General features: G+C 73.1%; 15 protein-coding genes. 6 read left to right on the top strand and 9 right to left on the bottom strand.

What is annotated here, in order from left to right:
- Positions 1-3 precede the first annotated feature (3 nt).
- On the bottom strand, positions 4-1,320 hold the full coding sequence (locus tag FYC51_RS03075) for a GNAT family N-acetyltransferase (protein ID WP_187432465.1): 1,317 nt from the start codon (positions 1,318-1,320) through the stop codon (positions 4-6).
- A gap of 45 nt (positions 1,321-1,365) precedes the next feature.
- Between FYC51_RS03075 and FYC51_RS03070 the strand changes: the two genes are divergently transcribed.
- On the top strand, positions 1,366-3,135 hold the full coding sequence (locus tag FYC51_RS03070; RefSeq protein WP_148732204.1) for an ABC transporter ATP-binding protein: 1,770 nt from the start codon (positions 1,366-1,368) through the stop codon (positions 3,133-3,135).
- Positions 3,136-3,246: 111 nt separating this feature from the next.
- On the opposite strand, the gene FYC51_RS03065 is transcribed toward FYC51_RS03070, so the two are convergent.
- Positions 3,247-4,983 (bottom strand): NAD(P)/FAD-dependent oxidoreductase, encoded by a 1,737-nt coding sequence (locus tag FYC51_RS03065; RefSeq protein WP_148732203.1) that lies wholly within the window; start codon positions 4,981-4,983, stop codon positions 3,247-3,249.
- Between the two features lie 150 nt (positions 4,984-5,133).
- Here FYC51_RS03065 and FYC51_RS03060 point away from each other — a divergent pair, with 150 nt between their 5' ends.
- From FYC51_RS03060 to FYC51_RS03050, 3 genes are read left to right on the top strand one after another with little or no spacing between them, the layout of a single operon-like run.
- A complete protein-coding gene (locus FYC51_RS03060) occupies positions 5,134-7,743 on the top strand; it encodes an ATP-binding protein (protein WP_187432464.1) in 2,610 nt (869 codons plus the stop codon).
- A 41-nt stretch (positions 7,744-7,784) separates the two neighbouring features.
- Positions 7,785-8,651, top strand: coding sequence for a hypothetical protein (locus tag FYC51_RS03055; protein WP_148732201.1), 867 nt, complete (start codon positions 7,785-7,787; stop codon positions 8,649-8,651).
- 39 nt (positions 8,652-8,690) lie between these two features.
- Positions 8,691-10,019 (top strand): DUF1254 domain-containing protein, encoded by a 1,329-nt coding sequence (locus FYC51_RS03050; protein WP_148732200.1) that lies wholly within the window; start codon positions 8,691-8,693, stop codon positions 10,017-10,019.
- A 117-nt stretch (positions 10,020-10,136) separates the two neighbouring features.
- Here FYC51_RS03050 and FYC51_RS03045 read toward each other — a convergent pair whose 3' ends face one another.
- From FYC51_RS03045 to FYC51_RS03030, 4 genes are all read right to left on the bottom strand, one after another.
- On the bottom strand, positions 10,137-11,048 hold the full coding sequence (locus FYC51_RS03045; protein ID WP_148732199.1) for a sugar phosphate isomerase/epimerase family protein: 912 nt from the start codon (positions 11,046-11,048) through the stop codon (positions 10,137-10,139).
- On the bottom strand, positions 11,045-12,322 hold the full coding sequence (locus FYC51_RS03040) for a dihydrodipicolinate synthase family protein (protein ID WP_148732198.1): 1,278 nt from the start codon (positions 12,320-12,322) through the stop codon (positions 11,045-11,047). Before FYC51_RS03040 ends, FYC51_RS03045 begins: the two co-directional genes overlap by 4 nt.
- A 2-nt stretch (positions 12,323-12,324) precedes the next feature.
- Positions 12,325-13,539 (bottom strand): Gfo/Idh/MocA family protein, encoded by a 1,215-nt coding sequence (locus FYC51_RS03035; RefSeq protein WP_148734090.1) that lies wholly within the window; start codon positions 13,537-13,539, stop codon positions 12,325-12,327.
- Between the two features lie 777 nt (positions 13,540-14,316).
- The gene (locus tag FYC51_RS03030) at positions 14,317-15,366 is read right to left on the bottom strand and encodes a LacI family DNA-binding transcriptional regulator (protein WP_148732197.1); all 1,050 of its coding nucleotides are present in this window, start codon (positions 15,364-15,366) and stop codon (positions 14,317-14,319) included.
- 214 nt (positions 15,367-15,580) lie between these two features.
- Between FYC51_RS03030 and FYC51_RS03025 the strand changes: the two genes are divergently transcribed.
- Positions 15,581-16,921 (top strand): Gfo/Idh/MocA family protein, encoded by a 1,341-nt coding sequence (locus FYC51_RS03025; protein ID WP_148732196.1) that lies wholly within the window; start codon positions 15,581-15,583, stop codon positions 16,919-16,921.
- Positions 16,922-17,252: 331 nt separating this feature from the next.
- A complete protein-coding gene (locus FYC51_RS03020; protein WP_148732195.1) occupies positions 17,253-18,446 on the top strand; it encodes a globin domain-containing protein in 1,194 nt (397 codons plus the stop codon).
- Positions 18,447-18,485: 39 nt separating this feature from the next.
- Here FYC51_RS03020 and FYC51_RS03015 read toward each other — a convergent pair whose 3' ends face one another.
- From FYC51_RS03015 to FYC51_RS03005, 3 genes are read right to left on the bottom strand one after another with little or no spacing between them, the layout of a single operon-like run.
- On the bottom strand, positions 18,486-19,649 hold the full coding sequence (locus tag FYC51_RS03015) for an MFS transporter (protein ID WP_187432463.1): 1,164 nt from the start codon (positions 19,647-19,649) through the stop codon (positions 18,486-18,488).
- The gene (locus tag FYC51_RS03010) at positions 19,646-20,710 is read right to left on the bottom strand and encodes a family 43 glycosylhydrolase (protein WP_148732193.1); all 1,065 of its coding nucleotides are present in this window, start codon (positions 20,708-20,710) and stop codon (positions 19,646-19,648) included. Before FYC51_RS03010 ends, FYC51_RS03015 begins: the two co-directional genes overlap by 4 nt.
- Positions 20,707-22,215, bottom strand: a complete 1,509-nt coding sequence (locus FYC51_RS03005; protein ID WP_148732192.1) for an aldehyde dehydrogenase (NADP(+)) — start codon at positions 22,213-22,215, stop codon at positions 20,707-20,709. Before FYC51_RS03005 ends, FYC51_RS03010 begins: the two co-directional genes overlap by 4 nt.
- Positions 22,216-22,224: the final 9 nt, after the last annotated feature.

Raw genomic sequence — 22,224 nt, 5'->3', positions numbered from 1 at the left:
GGTTCAGAACCAGATGCTGAGGTGCGGCGTGCGCTCGGACGCGAACATGCGGTCGGCGAGCACGAGCGTGCGCGGCGCCGTCTCCGTGATGCGCGCGGCGCGGGCGAGCAGCGACGGCCGCACGCCGCCGAGGTAGATCGCCCCGAGCTCCTGGATGCCGAGGCGCAGGCCGGGACCCGCGGCATCCGTGCCCTCGACCGGCTCGACCTCGGCCCGGCCGCGATCGTCGACCGTGAGCCGGAACCGTCCACGGGCGTGGCCCAGCACGTCGGAGACGTCGAGCACGAGCGTGCCGCTCGTGCCGTAGCGGCGTGCGCGCAGCGCCTCGATCGGGTCGAGGATGCGCACCCAGAGGTGGTCGTCGACGTCGGTGACGCTGACGGCGCGCGGGTCCTCGAGGAGCCAGGGCAGCGGTTCGTCGACCGAGCGGAGCCGGGCGCGGACGCCGGTCACGAAGTCCTGCTCGATGAGGAAGCGCCAGAGCGCGCGCTCGGCGTCGTCGGTCGCGGCGACGAGGAAGTCGAACTCGAGGAACCCGGGCTGGTTCGGCTCGCGAGTGATGCGGTAGGCGGCGAATCCCTGGGCCTGCCCGTGCTCGTCGTCGTAGCGCACGGCGCGGATCGACCGGGCGCCGTCGCCGTCGGGGTCGACGAGGCCGAGCGCGCGATCGAGGATCCCCGGCCAGCGGTCGATCTCGCCGGGCGTGCGGGCGACGGCGCGGCGCGCGATGGCGGGCGCCGCCTCGCGCAGGTCGGATGCCGCGACGAAGTGCACCCGCCCCGGGGCATCCGGCCCGACCCAGTGCGTGCGACGGCGGTCGACCGTGATCGTGGCGGCCTTGGCCGCCGGGGCGAAGCCGAACCGGCCGTAGATGGTGGCCTCGGTCGCCGTGAGCATGGCCACGGCGGCGCCGGCCGCGCGCGCGTTGGCGAGCTCGCCCTCCATGAGGGCGCGGGCGATGCCGCGACGACGATGCGTGGGGGAGACGGTCACGGCGCTCACGGCCCACGCGTCGACGCTGCGCCCGCCCGGCACGCTGAGGCCGGTCGGCCAGGCGTCGACCGTGGCGACGGGGGTCTCGGGCTGCGCCGCGGTCGGGTCGTAGACGCCGTGCACCCGCCGCTCGGAGGCCACGGACAGGTCGTAGTCGCGGTCGACGTCACGGGGCCTTCCGTGGTGGAAGCCGCGGTTCTCCGCCTCGATCCAGGCGAGCATCCCGGCGTGGTCGTCTGGGTCGAGCAGGCGGTACTCCAAGCCGTGTCGTGCGAGTGCGGCGGATGCCACGGGGTCGACCGGGATGCTGCGGGGATCGAACGGCATCCCGCCAGCGTAGCGAGCCAGCCTGATCGACGGCACAATGGAGGAATGATCGGGCAAACGCTTTCCCAGATCGAGCACGCGATCGACGGGCGGCATCCGCTGCGCTCCGTGCTGCGCCTGCTCGACCTGCACCGCGGCCGCGTGCTCGCCGCGGTGGGCTTCTTCGCGCTGAAGGACACGCCGCTCTGGCTGCTGCCCGTCGTCACGGCGGGGGTCATCGACGTCGTCGTCGCGGGAGGGCCGCTCTCGACGCTCGCCATCTGGGCGGGCGTCGCCCTCGTGGCGCTGCTGCAGAACTACCCGAACCACGTCACCTACACGCGGCTCTTCATGGGCGCCGTGCGCTCGATCGGCGCCGACCTGCGCAACGCGCTCGCGTCGCGCCTGCAGTCGCTCTCGATCGGCTTCCACTCGCGTGCGAACTCCGCGATCGTGCAGACGAAGGTCGTGCGCGACGTCGAGAACGTCGAGGTCATGCTGCAGCAGACGGCGCATCCGCTGCTCTCGGCGACCATGGTGCTGATCGGCGCGATCGTCATGACCGCGATCAACGTGCCAGCGTTCCTGCCCGTCTACGCACTCGCGATCCCGCTGGCGGTGCTGCTGCGCGCGATCCTCAACCGGCGCAGCGCCGCCCGCAACGAGACGTTTCGTCGCGAGGTCGAGCAGTTCTCGGCCCGAGTCGGCGAGATGGCCACGCTCATGCCGATCACCCGCGCGCACGGCCTCGAGCAGACCGCGGTGCGCCGGGTGGCGCACGGCGCCGAGGGGGTGCGCACGGCCGGCTTCGCGCTCGACCTGCTGAACGGGCGCTTCGCCTCGCTGTCGTGGGTGAGCCTGCAGCTGCTGGGCGTCGGATGCCTCGTGCTCGCCGCCTGGATCTCGATCACCGGGTTCATCCCCATCACGGCCGGCCAGGTGGTGCTGCTGAGCTCCTACTTCGCGCTGCTCACCGGGGCGGCCACGAACCTGCTCATGCTGCTGCCCGTGATCGCGCGCGGCACCGAGTCGATCCGCTCGATCGCCGAGGTCGTGCAGGAGCCCGACCTCGAGTTCAACGAGGGCAAGCGCGCCGTCGAGGCGGTGCGCGGCGGCATCCGGCTCGAGCGCGTGGAGTACCGCTACGACCTCGGCATCCCGCCGGCGCTCGACGACGTGTCGCTCGACGTCCGGCCCGGCGAGACGGTCGCGTTCGTCGGGTCGTCGGGTTCGGGCAAGTCGACGCTGCTCAACCTCGTGCTCGGGTTCCTCCGGCCGACCCGCGGGCAGGTGCGCCTCGACGGCGTCGACATGGAGGAGCTCGACCTGCGCACGTTCCGCCGGTTCGTGTCGGTCGTGCCGCAGGAGTCGGTGCTCTTCGAAGGTACGATCCGCGAGAACATCGTCTACGGGCTCGGCGAGGTGAGCGACGAGCGCGTGCTCGCCGCGCTCCGCGACGCCAACGCGCTCGAGATCGTCGAGGCGCAGCCCGAGGGCTGGGACACGGTCGTCGGCGAGCGGGGCGCCCGGCTGTCGGGCGGGCAGCGCCAGCGGCTCTCGATCGCGCGGGCGCTCGTGCGCGACCCGCGCGTGCTGCTGCTCGACGAGGCGACGAGTGCGCTCGACCCCGAGTCCGAGGCGAAGATCAGGGGCGCGCTCGAGCACCTCATGCGGGGGCGCACCACGCTCGTCGTCGCGCACCGGCTCTCGACGATCCGCAGCGCGGATCGCATCGTCGTGCTCGAGCGCGGACGCATCGTCGAGGTCGGCTCGCACGACGAGCTGCTCGCGGCGGGCGGGCGCTATGCGGAGCTCGACCGGGTGCAGTCGGCGTAGCCGCCGGAGCGTCGATCGCACGGAATCCCGTTCGTGCGCTGGAATCCCGAACGTGCGGGACTCGAGCGCACGAACGGGATTCCGGCGCTGGCGCCAGAGCAAGCCGGGTGCTCAACCGCCGACGTGCGGCCCGAGGTGCTGGTGCACCGTGGAGATCACGACCGAGCCCTCGCCGACCGCCGAGGCGACGCGCTTGATCGAGCCGCGCCGCACGTCGCCCACCGCGAAGAAGCCGGGCACCGACGACTCGAGCGGGAACGGGTCGCGTCCGCTGCCGAGCCACGCGCGGCGGCCGCCCTCCTCGAGCACCTCGGCGCCCGTGATCACGGAGCCCCACTGGTCGCGCAGCACCTCGGGCGGCAGCCACTCGGTGTGCGGCCGGGCGCCGATGGTGATGAACACCGCGTCGGCCGGCACCGAGACCTGCTCGCCGCTGTCCGAGCGCTGGAGCACGACGTGGTCGAGGCGGTCGGGGTCGCGGGTGGCGCCGGCATCCACGACGTGGGAACCGGTGATGAGCCCGACGCCCGCGGCATCGAGCTGGTCGATGAGGTACTGCGACATGCTCGCGGCGAGGGACGGACCCCGCACGACGAGCGACACCGACCGGGCGTACCGCGCGAGGTGCAGCGCCGCCTGCCCGGCGGAGTTGCCGCCGCCGACGACGAGCACGTCGCGGCCCGTCTGGGCCCGCGCCTCGACCGAGGACGCGCCGTAGAACACCGACGAGCCCACGAACCGCGCCAGGCCCGGGGCCGCGAGCCGGCGGTACGTCACGCCCGACGCGAGCACCACGGCCCGTGCCCGCACCACGTCGCCCGCGGCGCCGTTCGCGCCGGCGGCGGACACGACGACCTCGAACCCGTCGTCGACCATTCGCACGCCCGTGACCCGGCGCGTGTGGGCGAACTGCGCGCCGAACACCCATGCCTGCTGGTAGGCGCGCTGCGCGAGCTCGGCGCCCGAGACGCCGCGCGAGAATCCGAGGTAGTTGCGGATGAGCGAGCTCGACCCCGCCTGCCCGCCGATCGACTCGCCCTCGAGCACGAGGGTGTCGAGGCCCTCCGACGAGGCGTAGACCGCCGCGGCGAGCCCCGAGGGCCCGGCGCCGATCACGACCACGTCGACGACGTGATCGGGCAGGGAGGTCGAGAGCCCGTAGGCGCGGGCGAGCTCCGCGTCGTCGGGATCGACGAGCACGCGACCGTCGGCCGTGCGCACGAGCGGCACGCCGGTGTACGCGACGCCCGCGGCATCCAGCATCGACTGCGCGTCGGCGGCGGTGGGATCGAGGTGATCGGCCGGCACGCCCGCACGGGCGAGGCGGTTGCGCAGCTCGTGCGTACGGGGCTGCGAGACGTCGCCGATGACCGTGTAGGCCCGATGGCGCTTGCCCGCCGCGGCCTCGTGCTCGCGGAGGAAGTCGGTGATCGCCCGGTGGAACGACTCGTCGGGCGAGTGCGTCGGCCGCACCACGTAGTAGTCGATCTGCACGTGCGTCATGAGCTGCAGCACCGCATCCGACGTGACCCGGTCGGCCCAGGAGCCCCACTCGATGACGAGCCCGCGGCGCACGTCGGGGAACCGGCGACGGGCCGCCGCGAAGACGCTCTCGTGGTCGTCGACGGGCGACGCGTCATCCGACAGCACGAGCGCCATGCTGCCGCCCTCGATCGCGGCGAGCTCCTCGACGGCCGCGACGGCCCTCGCCGGACCGTCGGCCTCGACCACGCGATAGTCGTCGGCGTAGCGCCGTCGCAGCGGCTCGAGCAGGGACGCGCGCACGTCCTCGTCGGCCGAGACCACGAGGATCACCGGCTGGCCGGCGGAGTGCTGCTGGGCAACCATTCGACTCCCCCCGGAGCGGCGCGGCGAGCGGCGGAAGGCCGCCACGGCGCCACTGTACCGCCGGGCTGCGGCGGGCCGCCAGCACGCGCGCCCGGCGAGCCCCGTGATGGGTATTTACAGCCGGATGCCGCGGGGAACAGACTCGAAGGCATGATCCCCGCCGATCCGGCGATCCGCACGCCAGACCAGCGCCTGCGCGTGTTCGTGAGCTCCACGCTCCGGGAGCTCGCGCCCGAGCGCCGCGCGGTGCGCGCCGCGATCGAGCAGCTCAACCTGGCACCCGTGATGTTCGAGCTCGGGGCGCGACCGCATCCGCCGCGCGACCTCTACCGCGCCTACCTCGCGCAGAGCGACATCTTCATCGGGCTCTACGGCGAGCAGTACGGCTGGGTGGCGCCGGGGGAGGACGTCTCTGGCCTCGAGGACGAGTACCGGCTGGCGCCGCCGGCCATGCCGAAGCTCGTGTACGTGAAGGACGACGGCGACCGCGAACCGCGCCTCGTCGACCTCCTCGCCCGCATCAAGGCCGACGACCGCGCCTCCTACGTGCACTTCACCGACCCGCAGCAGCTCGCGGAGCTCGTACGCGGCGACCTCGCGACGCTCCTCGCCGAGCGGTTCACGCGCGCGGCCGAGCCCGACGAGGCGCCCTTCACGTCGATGGGCGGCACGGTCGAGCTCCCGACCTCGCTCACCTCGCTCATCGGCCGCGAACAGGAGGTCGCCGCCGTCGCCGAGCTGCTCGCCGACGAGGCGGTGCGGCTCGTCACGCTCACGGGTCCCGGCGGCATCGGCAAGAGCCGGCTCTCGATCGAGGCCGCGAACCGCGTGCGCGACCGGTTCCCCGGCGGCATCGCGTTCGTCGACCTCGCGCCCGTCACGGATCCGGCGCTCGTGCCCGCCGCCATCGCGAGCGCGCTCGGCATCATCGACAACGGCGACGGCACGCTGCACGAGAAGCTGCGCATGGCCGTGCGCGACCGCCGCCTGCTGCTCCTCCTGGACAACGTGGAGCAGGTCGTCGACGCGGCGCCCGCCATCCGCGCCCTGCTGACGGATGCCCCGCACCTCACGGTGCTCGCGACGAGCCGCATCCTCCTGCGGGTGACCGGCGAGCACGGCGTCGAGCTGGGCCCGCTCGCCCTTCCCGACATGCGACGCGGCGCGACCGTCGCACGGGCGCTCGGCACGCCGTCGGTCGCGCTCTTCGTCGAGCGGGTGCGCGCGACCAAGCCCGACTTCGAGCTCACGGCCGAGAACGTCGAGGACGTCGAGCGCATCGTGGTCGCGCTCGACGGCGTGCCGCTCGCACTCGAGCTCGCCGCCGCGCGGGGGCGCGTGCTCACGCCGGCGGAGCTCCTCGACCGGCTCGACCAGCGCCTGCTCGTGCTCCGCGGCGGCGCCCGCGACCTCCCCGAGCGGCAGCGCACGATCCGCTCCACGATCGAGTGGAGCACGCAGCTGCTCACGCCGACCCAGCGGGAGCTGCTCGCCCGGCTCGGCCTGTTCTCCGGCGTGTTCACGTTCGACGCCGCCGACTGGATCGCCGAGGGCATCGCGGGCGCCGACACCCTCGACGACCTCGCCGCCCTCGTCGACGGCAGCCTCGTGCGCCAGCAGGACCGCGGGGACCGCGCGGTGTTCACCATGCTCTCGACCGTGCGCGAGTACGCACGCGACCGCCTCGACGGCCGGGACGACCTGCGCGCGCTGCGCGACCGGCACGCGCAGTACTACGTGCGGCTCGGCGAGCAGGCCGAGCACGAGCTCGAGGGCGCCACGCAGCTCGCATGGATCGCCCGGCTCCACGAGGAGGGCGACAACCTGCGGTCCGCCGTGCGTCACCTGCTCGACACCCGGCAGTGGACCGTCGCCGCGCAGTTCGCGTGGACGCTCTACGTGTACTGGTGGGTCGACGGCCACCTCGGCGAGGTGCACGCCTGGATGCAGGAGGTGCTCGACTCGGGCGACGAGCTCGACGCCGCCACGCGAGCGCGTGCCCTCTACTTCACCCGTGCGATCGGGTTCTGGCAGGATCCCGACGAGCTCCTCGTGCCCGGGCTCGGCGAGAGCGCCGCCTTGTTCCGCACCGAGGGCGAGCGGTCGGGGGAGGCGCTCGCCCTCATCTCGCTCGCGCTCGCGCTGCTCGCCTCACGCGAGCCCGACGTCGCGCGTGCGGGCGAGGCGCTCGAGGGCAGCCTCGGCCTGTTCCGCGAGGCCGACGACACGTGGGGCGAGGCGATGGCGCTCGTCACGACCGGGCGCGTGGCGCTCCTCAGCCGGGACGTGCGCGCGGCCGTCGAGCGGTTCGAGGCGAGCCTCGCGGTGGCGCGGCGGCAGCACGACTCGCTCGGCGAGGCGATCGCGCTGCACCACCTGGGCTGGGCCGAGGTGCTGGTCGGCGACTTCTCCGTCGCTCGCGACTGCTTCGAGGAGAGCCTCAGCGAGTCGATCCGGCTGCACCACGACGACGGCGTCGCGTACGGGCTCGAGGGGCTCACGGCCGTGGCCGCGGCCGCCGGTGACCTCCCCCGCGCGGGCACGCTGCTCGGGGCCGCGCAGATCGTGCGGGAGCGGACGGGGCTGTACAACGCGCCCTCGTTCTCGTTCCACCAGCAGTTCGTCGATCCGATCCTCGCCGGACCGGGCCGCGACGTGTTCGAGGCGGCCCGCGCGCGCGGGCGCCGGATGCACGTCGACGACGCGGTCGCGTTCGCGCTGCAGCGCGAGACGGCGGATGCCGCGGCATCCGCCACCTGACCACCGAGCCCCGCGGCATCCGCCCCATCGAGGAGGCACCCATGAGCGAGACCGCACCCGGAACCGACGCCGCCGAGCGCCACCGCGCCGGCCCCGAGGACCGCGTGCTCCCGTACACGCGCGTGCTCGCGTTCGTCATCATCCCGTTCCTCGTCGCGGCCGCGTTCCTGCTGCTCGTGCTTCCGGGCGGCACCGAGCAGCACTTCGCCTGGACCATCCAGCCGCCGGTGACCGCGATGCTGCTCGGCTCGGCGTACGCCGGCGGGATCTGGTTCTTCGTGCAGGTCGCCGTGCAGCGGCGCTGGCACCGGGTGCGGCACGGGTTCCCCGCCGTGCTCGTGTTCGCGACGCTGCTCGGCATCGCCACCTTCCTGCACTGGGACCGGTTCCACTTCGGGCACGTCTCGTTCATCACGTGGGTGGCGCTCTACGTCTCGACCCCGGTGCTCGTGCTCGTGGCGCTCATCCTCAACGTCCGCGAGGACGACGGGATGCCCGAGGGAGACGACGTCGAGATCCCCGCGCCGTGGCGCTACGTGCTCGCGCTCGTCGGCGCGGCATCCACCGTGACCGGCCTCGTGCTCTTCACCGTGCCGTCGCTGCTGATCGGCGCATGGGCGTGGGAGGTCACGCCGCTCACCGCCCGGGTCGTCGGTGCGGTGCTCACCCTGCCCGGCCTGGTGAACATCTGGATGCTCTGGGACGACCGCTGGTCGGCGTTCCGCCGCGTGTTCCAGGCGCAGCTCGTGAGCCTCGCGTGCATCCTGCTCGCGATCGTCGTGCGGCTCGCCGACTTCGAGTGGGAGCGGCCGAGCGCCTGGCTCTTCGCGATCGGGATCGTCGTGTCCGCAGCCGTGTACACGCTGTTCTACTTCTCGCTCGAACGGCGCGCCACGCGTAGCGTGTGAGGCGGGAGTCGCGCCGCGTGGCGCGCAGGAGGGGGATCGATGGGCTGGACCGAGGAGTTCCTCGTCGACGCGTACGTCTTCGGGTACCCGATGGTGTACAACGTGTCGTCGATGCAGGCGATCGCGACGCACGGGCTCGGCTCGCTGCCACCGTCTGGGATCAATCGGTTCGCGCATGCGACGAAGCTCGGGTCGCCGTCGGACACGTTCGTGAGCATCAACAACGACACCGTGTACGCCCTCGCGGTGCTCGACCTCTCGGGCGGCCCGCTGCTCCTGCACGTGCCCGACACCGACGGCCGGTACTACGTGCTGCAGTTCGTCGACGCGTGGACGAACAACTTCGCCTACGTCGGCCGGCGCGCCACCGGAACCGCCGAGGGGACCTCCCTCATCGCACCGCCCGGCTGGTCGGGGGAGGCGCCCGACGGCGTGCCGGTCATCCCGTCGCCCACCGACCTGGCGGCGATCGTCGGGCGCATCGCGGTGGACGGCCCCGAGGACATGCCCGCGGTCGCCGCGCTGCAGCCGCAGTTCACGCTCTCGCCGCTCGAGGGCAACGGCCCCCTTCGGGGCATCCCGCAGCCGCACGGGGAGATCCCCGAGCACCTGCGCTTCTGGGAGCTGCTGCGCGCGTGGAGCCTCGCCTTCCCGCCGGCGAAGCCCGACGTCGACTACCTGCACCGCTTCGCGGACTACGGGGTCACGACCCGCGGCAATCCGTACGGGGTGGTCGCGCGCGACCAGGAGGAGCACCTCGCCAACGCGTTCGTCGAGGGCCGCAACCGCGTCGAGGACCTCTCGAAGCCCGACCCGGCCGCCGCGGTGAACGGGTGGCAGGCGTGGCCGCACGGCTTCGACTACAACGTCGACTTCCTGGGGCCGGGCACGGTCGACGCACCCGAGTGGCGGATCGCCGACCGGGCGACGTCGTATGCGACCCGGGCGCGGGCCGCCCGCAACGGGCTCTGGGGCAACCACGGCTACGAGGCCGTCTACGCCGAGGTCTTCGTCGACTCCGAAGGACGCCGCCTCGACGGGTCGCACGCGTACGAGCTGCACCTCACGGAGCTGCCGCCCGCCGACGCGTTCTGGTCGATCACGATGTACTCGGTGCCCGACTTCTACCTCGTCGACAACCCGATCGACCGGTACTCGATCGGCGATCGCACGCCCGGGCTCGTGACGGGCGAGGACGGGTCGCTCGTCATCCGCATGCAGCGCGAGCGCCCCGACGACGAGACCGCCGCGGCGAACTGGCTGCCGACGCCCGAGGGCAGGTTCCGCCCGATGCTGCGGGTCTACCAGCCGCGCGCCGAGATGATCGACGGAACCTTCACGATGCCGCCGATCACGCGACTCGACTGAGCCCGGTCCGTCCCGGTCGTCGAGTAGCGCCGCCGCAGGCGACGCGTATCGAGACGCAGCGTGGGTCTCGATACGCGTCCGGCTGCGCCGGGCGCTACTCGACCACCGGAGCGGGGGCTACTCGACCACCGAGAGCGGCACGGATGCCGCGAGGTGCGGCACGACCGCGGCCTCGAACGCCGCGGCGGTGCGGGCGACGACGTCGGCGAACGGCGCGTCCCAGAGCTCCTGATTGAAGATCTCGACCTCGATGTCGCCCGTGTAGCCGGTGGCCCCGACTGCGCCGGTGAGCGAGGCGAAGTCGATCACGCCGTCGCCCGGCTCGTGGCGGCTGAGCAGCACGTCGGCGGGCAGCGGGGTATTCCAGTCGCACACCTGGTAGGTCGCGATGCGACCCTCGGCGCCGGCGCGCGCGATCTGGGGGAGCACCTCGGGGTCCCACCAGATGTGGAACGTGTCGACCGTCGCGCCGACCACGGCGGGGTCGAACGGCGCGGCCAGGTCGAGCGCCTGCTTGAGCGTCGACACGACTGCGCGGTCGGAGGCGTACATCGGGTGCAGCGGCTCGATGGCGAGCGTGACACCGGCGGCCTGCGCCTCGGGGGCGAGCTCGGCGAGCGCGTCGGCCACCTGTGCACGGGCGCCGACGAGGTCGGTCGACCCCGCGGGGATGCCGCCCGCGACGAGCACGAACACGGCGCGCGAGCCGGGTGCTCCGGCGGCCGCGAGCGTCGCGGTCTCCTCGATGCCGCGGCGGTTGTCGTCGATCGCGGCCCGGCGCGCGGGGCCCTCGGGCACCGTGAAGAACCCGCCGCGGCAGTACGTCGAGAGTCGCAGGCCCGAGTCCGCGAGCCGGCGGGCCGACTCCTCGATGCCGACCGCCTGCACGGGCTCGCGCCAGAGGCCGATCGCCTCGTACCCGCCGTCGGCCACTGCGCGCAGCGCCTGGTCGAGGTCGGCGTACTTGATCGTGGCCTGGTTGAGCGACAGCCGCGGGTGCGCGGCCGAGCTCGTCGACGGAGCGCTCACGCGAGCACCTCCACGTCGTCGGCCGCCGGCGCGGCTGCAGCATCCTGTGCGTCAGCGTCAGCGTCAGCGTCAGTGTCAGTGTCAGCGTCGACGGATGCCGCGGGCGTGGCCGCCGTGACGTCGACGCCGTTCAGCGTGAGCAGCGAGTGCCAGCGAGCGGCGGCGAGCTCGGGGCGCTCGAGCGCGCCCGACGCGTTCGCCAGCTCGACGATGCTGGAGAGGTGCGGGATGCTGCGCGCGGCGTGCAGGCCGCCGACCATCTGGAACGCGGCCTGGTGGCCGTTGAGCCACGACAGGAACGCGACGCCCGTCTTGTAGTAGTACGTCGGCGCGGCGAAGACCTGCTGCGACAGCGGCTCGGTGGGCGCGAGGATCTCTCGGTACGCCGCGACGTCGCCGCGGTCCAGTGCCTGGATCGCCGCCGAGGCGTTCGGCGCGAGGGCGGCGAACGCGCCGAGCAGCGCGTCGGAGTGCCCGCGCTCGTCACCCTCGATGAGGCCGACGTAGTGGTAGTCGTCGCCCGTGAACATGCGGGCGGTCTCGGGGAGCCGCTCGCGCACCGAGACCTCCGCGTCGGCGTCGAGCAAGCTCATCTTCACGCCCTGCACCTTGTCGCGGTTGTACTCGATGACCTGCAGCAGGGTCGCCGCCGCGGCATCCGTGTCGTCGGAGCCGAAGTAGCCCGCGAGCGCGGGATCGAACGCCGTGCCGAGCCAGTGCAGCACGACCGGGGCGCCCGCCGCGGCGAGCACCTCGCGGTACACGCGGCGGTAGTCGTCGGGCGTGCGCGCCGCCCGGGCCAGGTGGCGGCTCGCCATGAGCACGACGCCCGCACCCGCGTCCTCGGCGTGGTGGAGCTGCTCCTTGTAGGCGTCGATGACCTGCTCGAGCGAGATGGACTCGTCGCCGACATGGTCGGTGTTCACGCCGACGACGAGGTTCGCGCCCACGGTCGCCGCCTCGGCGGCGCTGCGGGAGATCAGTTCGCGCGTGGCGAGGGCGTCGAGGCCCATGTTGCGCTGCGCGGTGTCCATGGCGTCCGCGACGCCGAGCCCCCACGACCAGACATGGTGGCGGAAGGCGAGCGTGGCGTCCCAATCGATCTCGGCCGGCTCGCCGGGCGTGTTGTCGGCGAACGGCTTCGGCACGACGTGCGCCGCCGCGTACGCGACCCGGCTCGCGAGCGGATGCCGCGGCTTCTGGAACGCGGGCGCCTCCGCCAGCGGCACCGAGCGCAGCGCGCCCTCGCCGTCGATGAGGGTGATCGCGGTCATGGTCAGCGGGCTCCGGTCAGCTCGGGGGCGGCGTCGGCCGCCTGCGCCTCGACGGGGGTCGCGGCATCCGTCGCCGTCGCGGCATCCGTCGTCTCGATCGTGACCTCGGGGATGGCGATGCGGCGGCCCTCGGCGGAGGAGCGCAGGCCCTCCTCGGCGAGGAGCACGCCGCGGGCGCCGGCGAGGAAGTCGTAGTGGTTCGGTGCGTCCTCGACGACGTGGCGGATGAACTCCTCCCACTGCGTCTTGAAGCCGTTCTCGAACTCCCGGTTGCCGGGGGACTCGATCCAGTCGGCGGCGTAGTCGTGCGCGTCGGCGAGGTCGGGGTTCCACACGGGCTTCGGGGTGGCGTTGCGCGGCTGGATCTTGCAGCCGAACAGGCCCACGACGGCCGAGCCGAGCGTGCCGTCGACCTGGAACTCGACGAGCTCGTCGCGGTTGACGCGCGTGGTCCAGCTGGAGTTGAGCTGGGCGATCACGCCGCCCTCGAGCTCGAAGATCGCGTACGCGGCGTCGTCGGCGGTGGCCGGGTAGGTGTCACCCTTCTCGTCGACGCGCTCGGGGATCTCGGTGACGGCCTTCGCGTAGACCGACTCGACACGGCCGAAGAGGTTCTCGAGCACGTAGTTCCAGTGCGGGAACATGTCGACGATGATGCCGCCGCCGTCCTCGGCGCGGTAGTTCCAGCTCGGGCGCTGCGCGGGCTGCCAGTCGCCCTCGAAGACCCAGTAGCCGAACTCGCCGCGGACGCTGAGGATGCGGCCGAAGAAGCCCGAGTCGATGAGGCGCTTCAGCTTCTGGAGGCCGGGGAGGTAGAGCTTGTCGTGCACGACGCCGTTCTTGATGCCGGCGGCCGTGGCGAGCTTCGCGAGCTCGAGCGCCTCCTCGAAGCTCTCGGCGGTCGGCTTCTCGGTGTAGATCGCCTTGCCGGCGGCGATGGCCTTGCGGAGCGCGGCGGCGCGGGCCTTCGTCACGAGGAAGTCGGCGTAGATCTGCCAGCGGTCGTCGGCGAGCGCCTCGTCGAGGTTCGTCGTCCAGTGCTCGATGCCGTGCTTCTCGGCGAGCTCGGCGAGCTTCTGCTCGGAGCGGCCGACGAGGATGGGCTCCACCTGCACGCGCGTGCCGTCGGAGAGCTCGACCCCGCCCTGCTCGCGGATCGCCAGGATCGACCGCACGAGGTGCTGCCGGTATCCCATGCGCCCGGAGACGCCGTTCATGATGATGCCGATGGACTGGGCCTGCGGGCTGGCCTGCTGGGTGGTCTGCTCTGCCACGGTGATTCCTGTTCGGTCCGGGAGCGGGTGGCGGAGGCCGCCGCACCGCTGCGGGAAAGCGTTTACCCGAGTGTAGGACACGATCGCGCGATCGCGCAACACCCAGGTCGCGGGGGTGTCGTCACGCGGTGTCGCGAGGCGGGCGTCGTGGGCACGACGGCGGCGGAGGGCGACGCGATGCCGACCGGATGCGGTCGTCTGCCGTGGCGGGAATGTGCACACTCCCGAATCGAAGGACGAATCGCGTGGCTCGCCGGCCCGCCGCCGGCGCGTCGGTCGAATCGTCCTGCGACTCGGGCTTCGCCATCGAGCGGATGACGCGGGCGCGCGGCATCCGTGGACAGACGCGCTCGCTCGGCGCGTCTGCAGGAAGAACCGGGCGACACCCCGAGCGGATGACGCGGGCGCGCGGCGTGTCCGTGGGAAGTTCCTGCATCCGGTCGGAGCGGGTGCCGCGGGCCGGGCGGCCCGCCACCCGGTCGCGGGGCGAGAGGGGTCCGGCGGATGCCGCGGTGAACATCCGGGTGTGCAGGAACTTCCGAAGACGCGCCGCGTCCGGATGCCACGCGCCCGCGGCGTGTCGTCTGTAAGTTCCTGCATTCGATCGGAGCCGATGCGGCGGGCGTCGTCGGCTTGCGTCGGGCGTGCCGGGCGCAGGGCGAGCGGATGCCGCGGGCGCGCGGCATCCGTGCACCGCCGTGCCGTGGCGGGCGCGGCGGGCTACTTGCGCGGCGGCGTGGACTCGCGGATGACGACCTCGGTGCGAACGGCGCCCTCGGCCCGGGCGGCCGCGTCGCCGAGCGCGAGGCGGAGGGCGCGGCGTCCGATCTCCTCGAGGGGGACCCGCACGGTGGTCAGGGCGGGCGTCACATCGCGCACCGTGGGGATGTCGTCGAAGCCGGCGACCGCGACATCCGCGCCGGGAACGAGGCCCGCGTCGCGGATGGCCGACAGGGCGCCGACGGCCATGACGTCGTTGGCGGCGAACACGCACTCGACGTCGCCGAGGCCGCGTTCGAGCAGGCGGCGCATGCCGTCGTAACCGCCATCACGGGTGAACGCGTCGCGGATGACGTCGTCGTCCTCGAGCGTGCCGCCGGTGGCGGCGAGCCCGGCGCGGAAGCCCTCGACGCGGTCGGCCGCGGTGCGCAGTCCCTCGCCGCCGGTGATGACGGCGAAGCGGCGGTAGCCGATGCCGACGAGGGCGCGGGCGAGCGCCTCGGCGCCGGCGAGGTTGTCGACGAGCACCGTGCGGAGGTCGAGCTCGTTGCGGCTGATCAGCACGACGAGGCCGCCCGAGCGCTCGTAGGCGCGGAGCTCCTCGCCCAGGGCGCCCTCGGTCGGGTCGGTCGTCGGTCGCGAACCCGCGAGGATCATGACCCGGGGACGCTGTCCGCGCAGGGTGCGCACGAGCTCCAGCTCGCGCTCGGGGTCGCGCTCGGTCGCCGCCATCGTGACGATGAGCCGCTCGCGGTCGGCCTCGGCGACCACGCCGGCGGCGATCGACGAGAAGTACGGGTCGGCGATGTCGGCCACGAGCAGCGCGACCGTCGTGGTCGTGCCGCGGGCGACGGCCTGCGCCGAGAGGTTGGGGGAGTAGTCGAGCCGGGCGGCGGCCTCGAGCACGCGCTTGCGGTACTCCTCGTTGACCTTGCGCGTGCTGCCGTTCAGCGAGCGCGACGCGGTCGCGCGCGAGACGCCCGCCTCGCGCGCGACGTCGTGCAGCGTCGCCGGTGCGCTCCGCCCGGTTCCGGTGCCGCCCTCGGTCATCCGTCCTCCCGCATGTGCCCGCCCCCTCGGGGCGCCTCGATGCTACCGCGCGAGCGGCTCCGTGACGCCGAGGTTTGGACACGCGCCGTCGTGCTGGTAGAAATGTCCTGGATCCGAGATAGCGCTTTCCCGCCTGATTCCCTCCTGATCCGCCAGTGCGCGGGCGTGACCGAGGAAGCGCTTTCTCGTACGATGACCCCGAGTGGAGCACGCGATGGCGCAGGAACGGTACGGACTCATCGGCACGGGAAGCCGCGCGGGCATGTACGTGCGCGCGCTGAGCGGCACCCAGCTCGGCGCCGAACGCGTGCCCGAGGTCGCCGAGCTGGTCGCCTGGAGCGACGTGAATCCCGGGCGTCTCGACGTGCACGAGCGCGACGTCGTGGCGGCGGGGCATCCGGCACCGGCTCGCTACGCGCCCGACGACCTCGAGCGGATGATCCGCGACGAGCGCATCGACCGCGTCATCGTCACGACCCCCGACTTCACACACGCCGACTTCGTGGTGCGTGCCCTGCACGCCGGCGCCGACGTCGTGGTCGAGAAGCCGCTCACGATCGACGCCGAGAGCGTGCGGCGCATCGGCGCGGCGATCGCCGAGACCGGCCGCGAGGTCATCACGACCTTCAACTACCGCTACAGCCCGCGCAACTCGACGCTGCGACGGGTCATCGCCGAGGGCGAGATCGGGGCGGTCACGTCGGTGCACTTCGAGTGGGCGCTCGACACCGTGCACGGTGCGGACTACTTCCGTCGCTGGCACCGGCAGAAGGCGAACTCGGGCGGCCTGTTCATCCACAAGGCGTCGCACCACTTCGACCTCGTGAACTGGTGGATCGCCGCGACGCCCGTGCGCGTGTTCGCGAGCGGCGGCCTGCGGTTCTACGGCGCCGAGAACGCCGCCGCCCGCGGTCTCGGCGCGCGCCCGGCACGCGGCACCGGCGCGACGGGCGACCCCTTCGCGCTGGACCTCGCGGGCGACCCGCACCTCAAGGAGCTCTACCTCGACCAGGAGCACCACGACGGCTACCTGCGCGACCGCGACGTGTTCGACGAGGGCATCACGATCGAGGACAACCTCGCCGCCCTCGTCGACTACGACTCGGGCGCGACCATGAGCTACTCGCTCAACGCCCACGCACCGTGGGAGGGCTACCGCGTCACGGTCAACGGCACCGAGGGGCGCGCCGAGCTCGAGGTCGTCGAGCGCGGCGCCGTGCTCGTCGGCGAGGACGGCCGCGTCGTCGTCGACCCGAGCATGCACCCCGGCTACTCGCCCGAGGACGAGGTGCGCCCCGACTCCGAGCGCCTCGTCGTGCAGCGGCACTGGGAGGGCGCGCGCGTCGTGCCGATCCCCGAGGGCATCGGCAGCCACGGCGGCGGCGACGCGTACCTGCTGCAGCACGTCTTCGGACGGGTGACCGACGACCAGCCGCTCGGCCGCGTCGCGGGCTACGCCGACGGCGTCAAGGCGGTGTCGGTCGGCATCGCGGGCAACCTGTCGCTCGCCACGGGCGAGCCCGTGCGCATCGCCGACCTCGAGCTCGGCATCTGACGGCGTCGGCGGGGTGCCGCGGCCGACCCGATCCGCGATTCGTCGTGAGGTGACGCGATCTGCCCTTCCGAGGCACGCTGAGCGGGCGGATCGCGTCACTTCGCGGTCCGTGCGCGCCGCGAGCGGGCGCATGTCACGGGGGGCGGGCGGATGCCGCGGGCGCGGCGTGCGGGGCGGGTGAGCGGATGCCGCGGGCGCGGCGTGCGGGGCGGGTGAGCGGATGCCGCGGCATCCGTCGCTCGCCGGCTTGCGAATTTCTACGCACGGTAGAAGACTGACTTCTACCAACCGTAGAAAACGGGTATCCACCCGCTCGAGACTGAGGAGCCCCATGCTCTCGGACACCGCCCGCCCCGTCATCGAAGCGACCCTGCCGATCGTCGGCGCGCGCATCGGCGAGATCACGCCGATCTTCTACCAGAAGATGTTCGCGGCCCACCCCGAGCTGCTGAACGGGACCTTCAGCCGGGCGAACCAGGCCAACGGCGAGCAGCGCAAGGCCCTGGCCGGCGCGATCGCGGCCTTCGCGACGCACCTGGTGCAGCACCCGGGCACGCTGCCCGAGGCGGTGCTCAGCCGGATCGCGCACAAGCACGCCTCGCTCGGCATCACCGAGGACCAGTACCCGATCGTCTACCGCTACCTGTTCGAGGCGATCGCCGAGGACCTCGGCGACGCCGTGACGCCCGAGGTCGCCTCGGCCTGGAGCGAGGTCTACTGGCTCATGGCCGACGCGCTCATCAAGCTCGAGAAGGGCCTCTACGCGAGGCAGGCGAACGACGTGATGTGGGCCTCGTGGCGGGTCGTCGAGAAGGCGCCCGCGAGCCCGACGACCATGACCTTCGTGTTCGAGCCGGCGGACGCGACGCCCGTGACGCCGGGCGCGCCCGGCCAGTACGTGAGCGTCCGCATCCCGGTCGCCGACGGTGTGCTCCAGGCCCGCCAGTACACGCTGTCGGCCGACGCGGAGTCCACCGAGCGCCGCACCATCACGACGAAGCTCAACGACGGCGGCGAGGTCTCGCCGATCATGCACGAGCGCATCGAGGTCGGCGACGTCGTCGAGCTCTCGAACCCGTACGGCGACGTCACGCTCGACGACGGCGACGGCCCGCTCGTCCTGGCATCGGCCGGCATCGGCTGCACGCCGAGCGCGTCGATCCTGCGTTCGCTCGCCGACGCGGGCTCCGACCGCGAGGTGCTCGTGCTGCACGCCGACCGCAGCGTCGACACGTGGGCGCTGAGCGGCCAGATGCTCGGCGACGTCGAGCGGATCGACGACGCCGAGCTGCACCTCTGGCTCGAGGATCCCGCCGGCGCACCCGTCGAGGGCGCCGCGGCCGCGAAGGCGGGCTTCATGCGGCTCTCCGACGTGGCCCTCCCCGAGGACGCCACGCTGCACCTCTGCGGCCCGCTCCCGTTCATGCAGAAGATCCGCTCGGAGGCGATCGCGATGGGCGTGCCGGCGCAGCGGATCCGCTACGAGGTCTTCGGCCCCGACCTCTGGCTCGCCTCGAGCAACTGACCGAGCGAGGGGCGCGGATGCCGCGGCATCCGTCGCCCGTCAGGCGCCGTCGATCGGCGGCGCGTGCTTCGGGTAGGCGACGAGCATCGCGCCCGAGAGGATCCACACGACGCCGATCGCGGCGAGGAGTGCCGGCCCGCCGACGCCCGCTGCGAGTCCCGCGACCGCCGCGCCCGCCGCCGCGGCCGCCGCACGGAGGCCCGCGCCGACCGTGAACACCTGGGAGCGGAGCGTCGGCGGGCTCTGCTGCTTGCGGATGAGCAGCATGGCCGAGGCGGCCGGCGCCGTGAACAGCCCAGACACGCCGATCGCGAGCACCGCCCAGAGCTGGCCGAGGTCGAGTGCGGCGACGACGGTGAACACGCCGGTCGCCGCGAAACCGAGTCCCATCTCGAGCTCGGGGCGGAGGCGGCTCGGGTGCGCGGAGTTCCAGAGGGCGCCGAGCAGCCCGCCGACGGCGAAGGCGGTGACGATGACCGCGCCGCCCGCGGCATCCCCGGTGCTGCCGATCGCGAGTGCGACGGCCGCGATCGCGAGGCCGCCGGCGCCGAACTGGCTCACCGTGCCGCTCGCGGTGATGAGCGCAAGCGGCCGGTGCGTCGCGATGTGGCGGAACCCGGCTGCGATGGTGCGGAGCATCGACGCGTGCGGCTCGCCCGCCAGCGGGCGGAGGCGGAGCGGGATCGTCCCGACCGCGCCGAGGAGTGCGGCGGCGGCCATGACGAGCGTCGCGATGCGGGCGTTCCCGAGCGCGGATGCCGCGGCGACGGCGGCCGGGCCCGCGACGGCGCCGAGGTTGTAGGCGAGCGCGTCCATCGCGTACGCGCGGCGCTCGTTCGGGATGCCCTCGGTGACGAAGCTCGACAGTCCGCCGAACACGAAGGGCGTGGCGAGTCCCGAGATCGCGAGGGCGACGGCGACCACCCAGGCCGGCACCGGCCCGAGGAAGGCCGAGATCGTGAAGGCCGCGGCCATGAGCAGGCCGGCGCCCGCGACGAACGCGCCCGGCCGCCGGGTCCGGTCGAGCACCGCTCCGACGACCGGGGCGGCCACGATGCTCGGCCCGAGGGCGGCGGCGGCGAGGAGTCCGCCGAGTGCGACGTCGCCGAGCTGCTCGACGGCGAGCACGGGGATCGCGACGGTGATGCCGCCCACGGCGAGGCGCGGCGGCGTCGCCGCGGTCAGGTAGGCGATCGCGCTCACGAGGGGTGGACATCCTCGAACTCGTCGAGCCGCCATTCGTCGCGCCAGTCGATGCGTGGGACGCCCGTGTCGAACCGGATCGGCAGCCAGGCGTAGTCGGCGACGGAGGTGTCGACGGTCGGAAGCACGAGGTCGCGCTCCGGATCGTCCGGGTCGAACATCCGCTCGAACTCGCGCTCGAAGTTCGACGCGTCGGCCGCCAGGCCGGGGACCCAGCGGTCGCCGAGCGCGATGTAGAGGTCGCGCTTCGCCGGGTGCCGGAAGACCGAGCTGACCTGCGTGCGGAAGGACGTGCGCGACGCGTCGTCGGGGTGCACGTCGCCGAGTGTGGTCCAGGGTCCGTGGTAGGTGTCGGCAACGGCAACCTCGGACGGATTGGGGAAGTACGACGTGGTGCCCGACGTGACGAGGTAGTGGCGTCCTCCGCGTGAGAAGTACGCCGGCGCTTCGCGAACGAACGGCGGCTGGCGCAGCGGGAAGTGCGTCGTGTAGTACCCGGTCACGTCGGTGTAGTCGTCGGTGAGGTCCGCCCAGACGAGCTCGCTGTGCACGCGCTCGAACACGTAGTAGCCCTTGCCGTCGGTCGGGTGCACGACCAGGTCGAAGTCGCCCGCGTTCATGCCGAGCGGCCGGAAGTCGCGGTGCACGATGCGGTACGGGCCGAGGAAGGAGTCGGCCACGAGCACCGTCGAGAGCTGCACGTCACCGCCCATCACCTTGATCCAGCACACGTACGTGCCGGTGGCGGCGTTGAAGGCGATGTGCGGACGATCGAGCTGCCGGGCGGGGTGCAGCGGGGAGGTCGGGTCGTCCTCGTCGGGCGGGATGATCAACCCGAGGTCCTCCCAGTTGTAGAGGTCCGTCGAGCGGTAGCAGCGCACGCCCCAGGTCCGGATGCCGTTCCCGGGGCGCGTGAACTCCTTGTTCTCGCCGTACCAGTAGTAGACGCCGGCCTCGTCGAAGATCGATCCGCCGTGCGCGTGGATGCGTTCCCCGTTCGTGTCCAGCCACACGCGACCCGGGTGGAACGCGTCGTGGGTGGTGACGGCGTCGTCCGTCATGACGGGTGACGGTCGGCCGTCGGCACGACGAGCACGCCGTCGACGCGGCGCGGGATGCCGAGCGCGTTCTCATCGCGGAGCTCGAGCGGCAGCGCCGACTCGGGTGCGTCCTGGTAGGCGACCGGTCGCAGGAAGCGGCGCAGCGCGGTGACCCCGACCGACGTGTGGATCGACGTGGTCGACGGCCACGGACCGCCGTGCTGCTGCGCCCAGCTGACCGCGACGCCCGTGGGCCATCCGGCGAAGAGCACGCGTCCGGCCACCTCGGTGAGCACCGCCAGGATGCCGGTGAGGTCCTCGCCGGGCTCGGCGTGCACGGTCGCCGTGAGGCTGCCGCCCACCGCTCGGATCGCCGCGAGCGCGTCGTCGACGTCGTCGTACTCGACCACGAGGGTCGACGGACCGAAGCACTCCGCCAGCAGGGCGCCGGGGTCGGCGCGCACGGCCGACGCCGTCGTCGAGAGCACGACCGCCGATGCGGTGCCGGGCTGCTGCGCGACGTCGCCCGCCACCACCGACACGTCGTCGCGGGCCGCGAGTGCCTCGAGTCCGCTCGCGAAGGCGGCGGCGATGCCGTCGGTGAGCATGGGCACGGATGCCGCGGCGCCCACCGCCGAAGCGACCCGAGCGGCGAAGTCCGACCCGGCGGGCGCGAACACGACGCCCGGGTTCGTGCAGAACTGGCCGGCGCCGAGCGTGAACGACGCGGCGAGGCCGGCGGCGAGCTCGTCGGCGCGCGCGTCGAGCGCCGACGCGGTGATGAGCACCGGGTTCACCGCGCTGAGCTCGCCGTAGAACGGGATCGGGTCGGGACGCGACGACGCGAGGTCGAAGAGCGCCCGTCCGCCGTGCAGCGAGCCGGTGAAGCCGACCGCGCGGATCTCGGGGTGTCGCACGAGCGCGACGCCCGTCTCGCGTCCCTCGACGTGTCCGAAGATCCCGTCGGGGGCGCCCGCCGCCGCGAGCGCGCCCGCCACGACCTCGGCGGTGCGCCGGGACAGCCGCGGGTGGGCGGAGTGGCCCTTCACGATGACGGGGCATCCGGCGGCGAGTGCCGACGCGGTGTCGCCGCCCGCGACCGAGAACGCGAACGGGAAGTTGGAGGCGCTGAACACGGCGACCGGGCCGAGCGGGCGCAGGATGCGGCGCAGGTCGGGCCGCGGCGGCGTGGTCGTCGGGTCGGGGTGGTCGATCGTCGCCTCGAGGTAGGACCCCTCGACGATCGCCGTCGCGAACAGGCGCAGCTGGGCGGTCGTGCGCGCGAGCTCGCCCGTCAGCCGCGCCGTGCCGAGGTGCGACTCCTCGTCGGCCAGAGGGACGAGCTCGTCGGCCGCGGCGTCGAGCGCGTCGGCGACGGCGGTGAGCCAGGTCGCGCGGTCGGCGGCGGTCGAGGCGACGGTGGTCGCGAAGGCGGCGCGTGCGCCCGCGGCGACGTCGTCGAGCCCGTCGACGCGGTCGGTCGAGGCGGATGCCGCGGTGGTGGTGGTGGTCGCGGTGCTGGTCATGGTTCCTCC

Source organism: Agromyces mariniharenae (assembly GCF_008122505.1).
In the GTDB taxonomy this organism is placed as follows: domain Bacteria; phylum Actinomycetota; class Actinomycetes; order Actinomycetales; family Microbacteriaceae; genus Agromyces; species Agromyces mariniharenae.
Note: the sequence above shows the minus strand (reverse complement) of the source record. Positions and strands in the feature narration are given on the sequence as shown.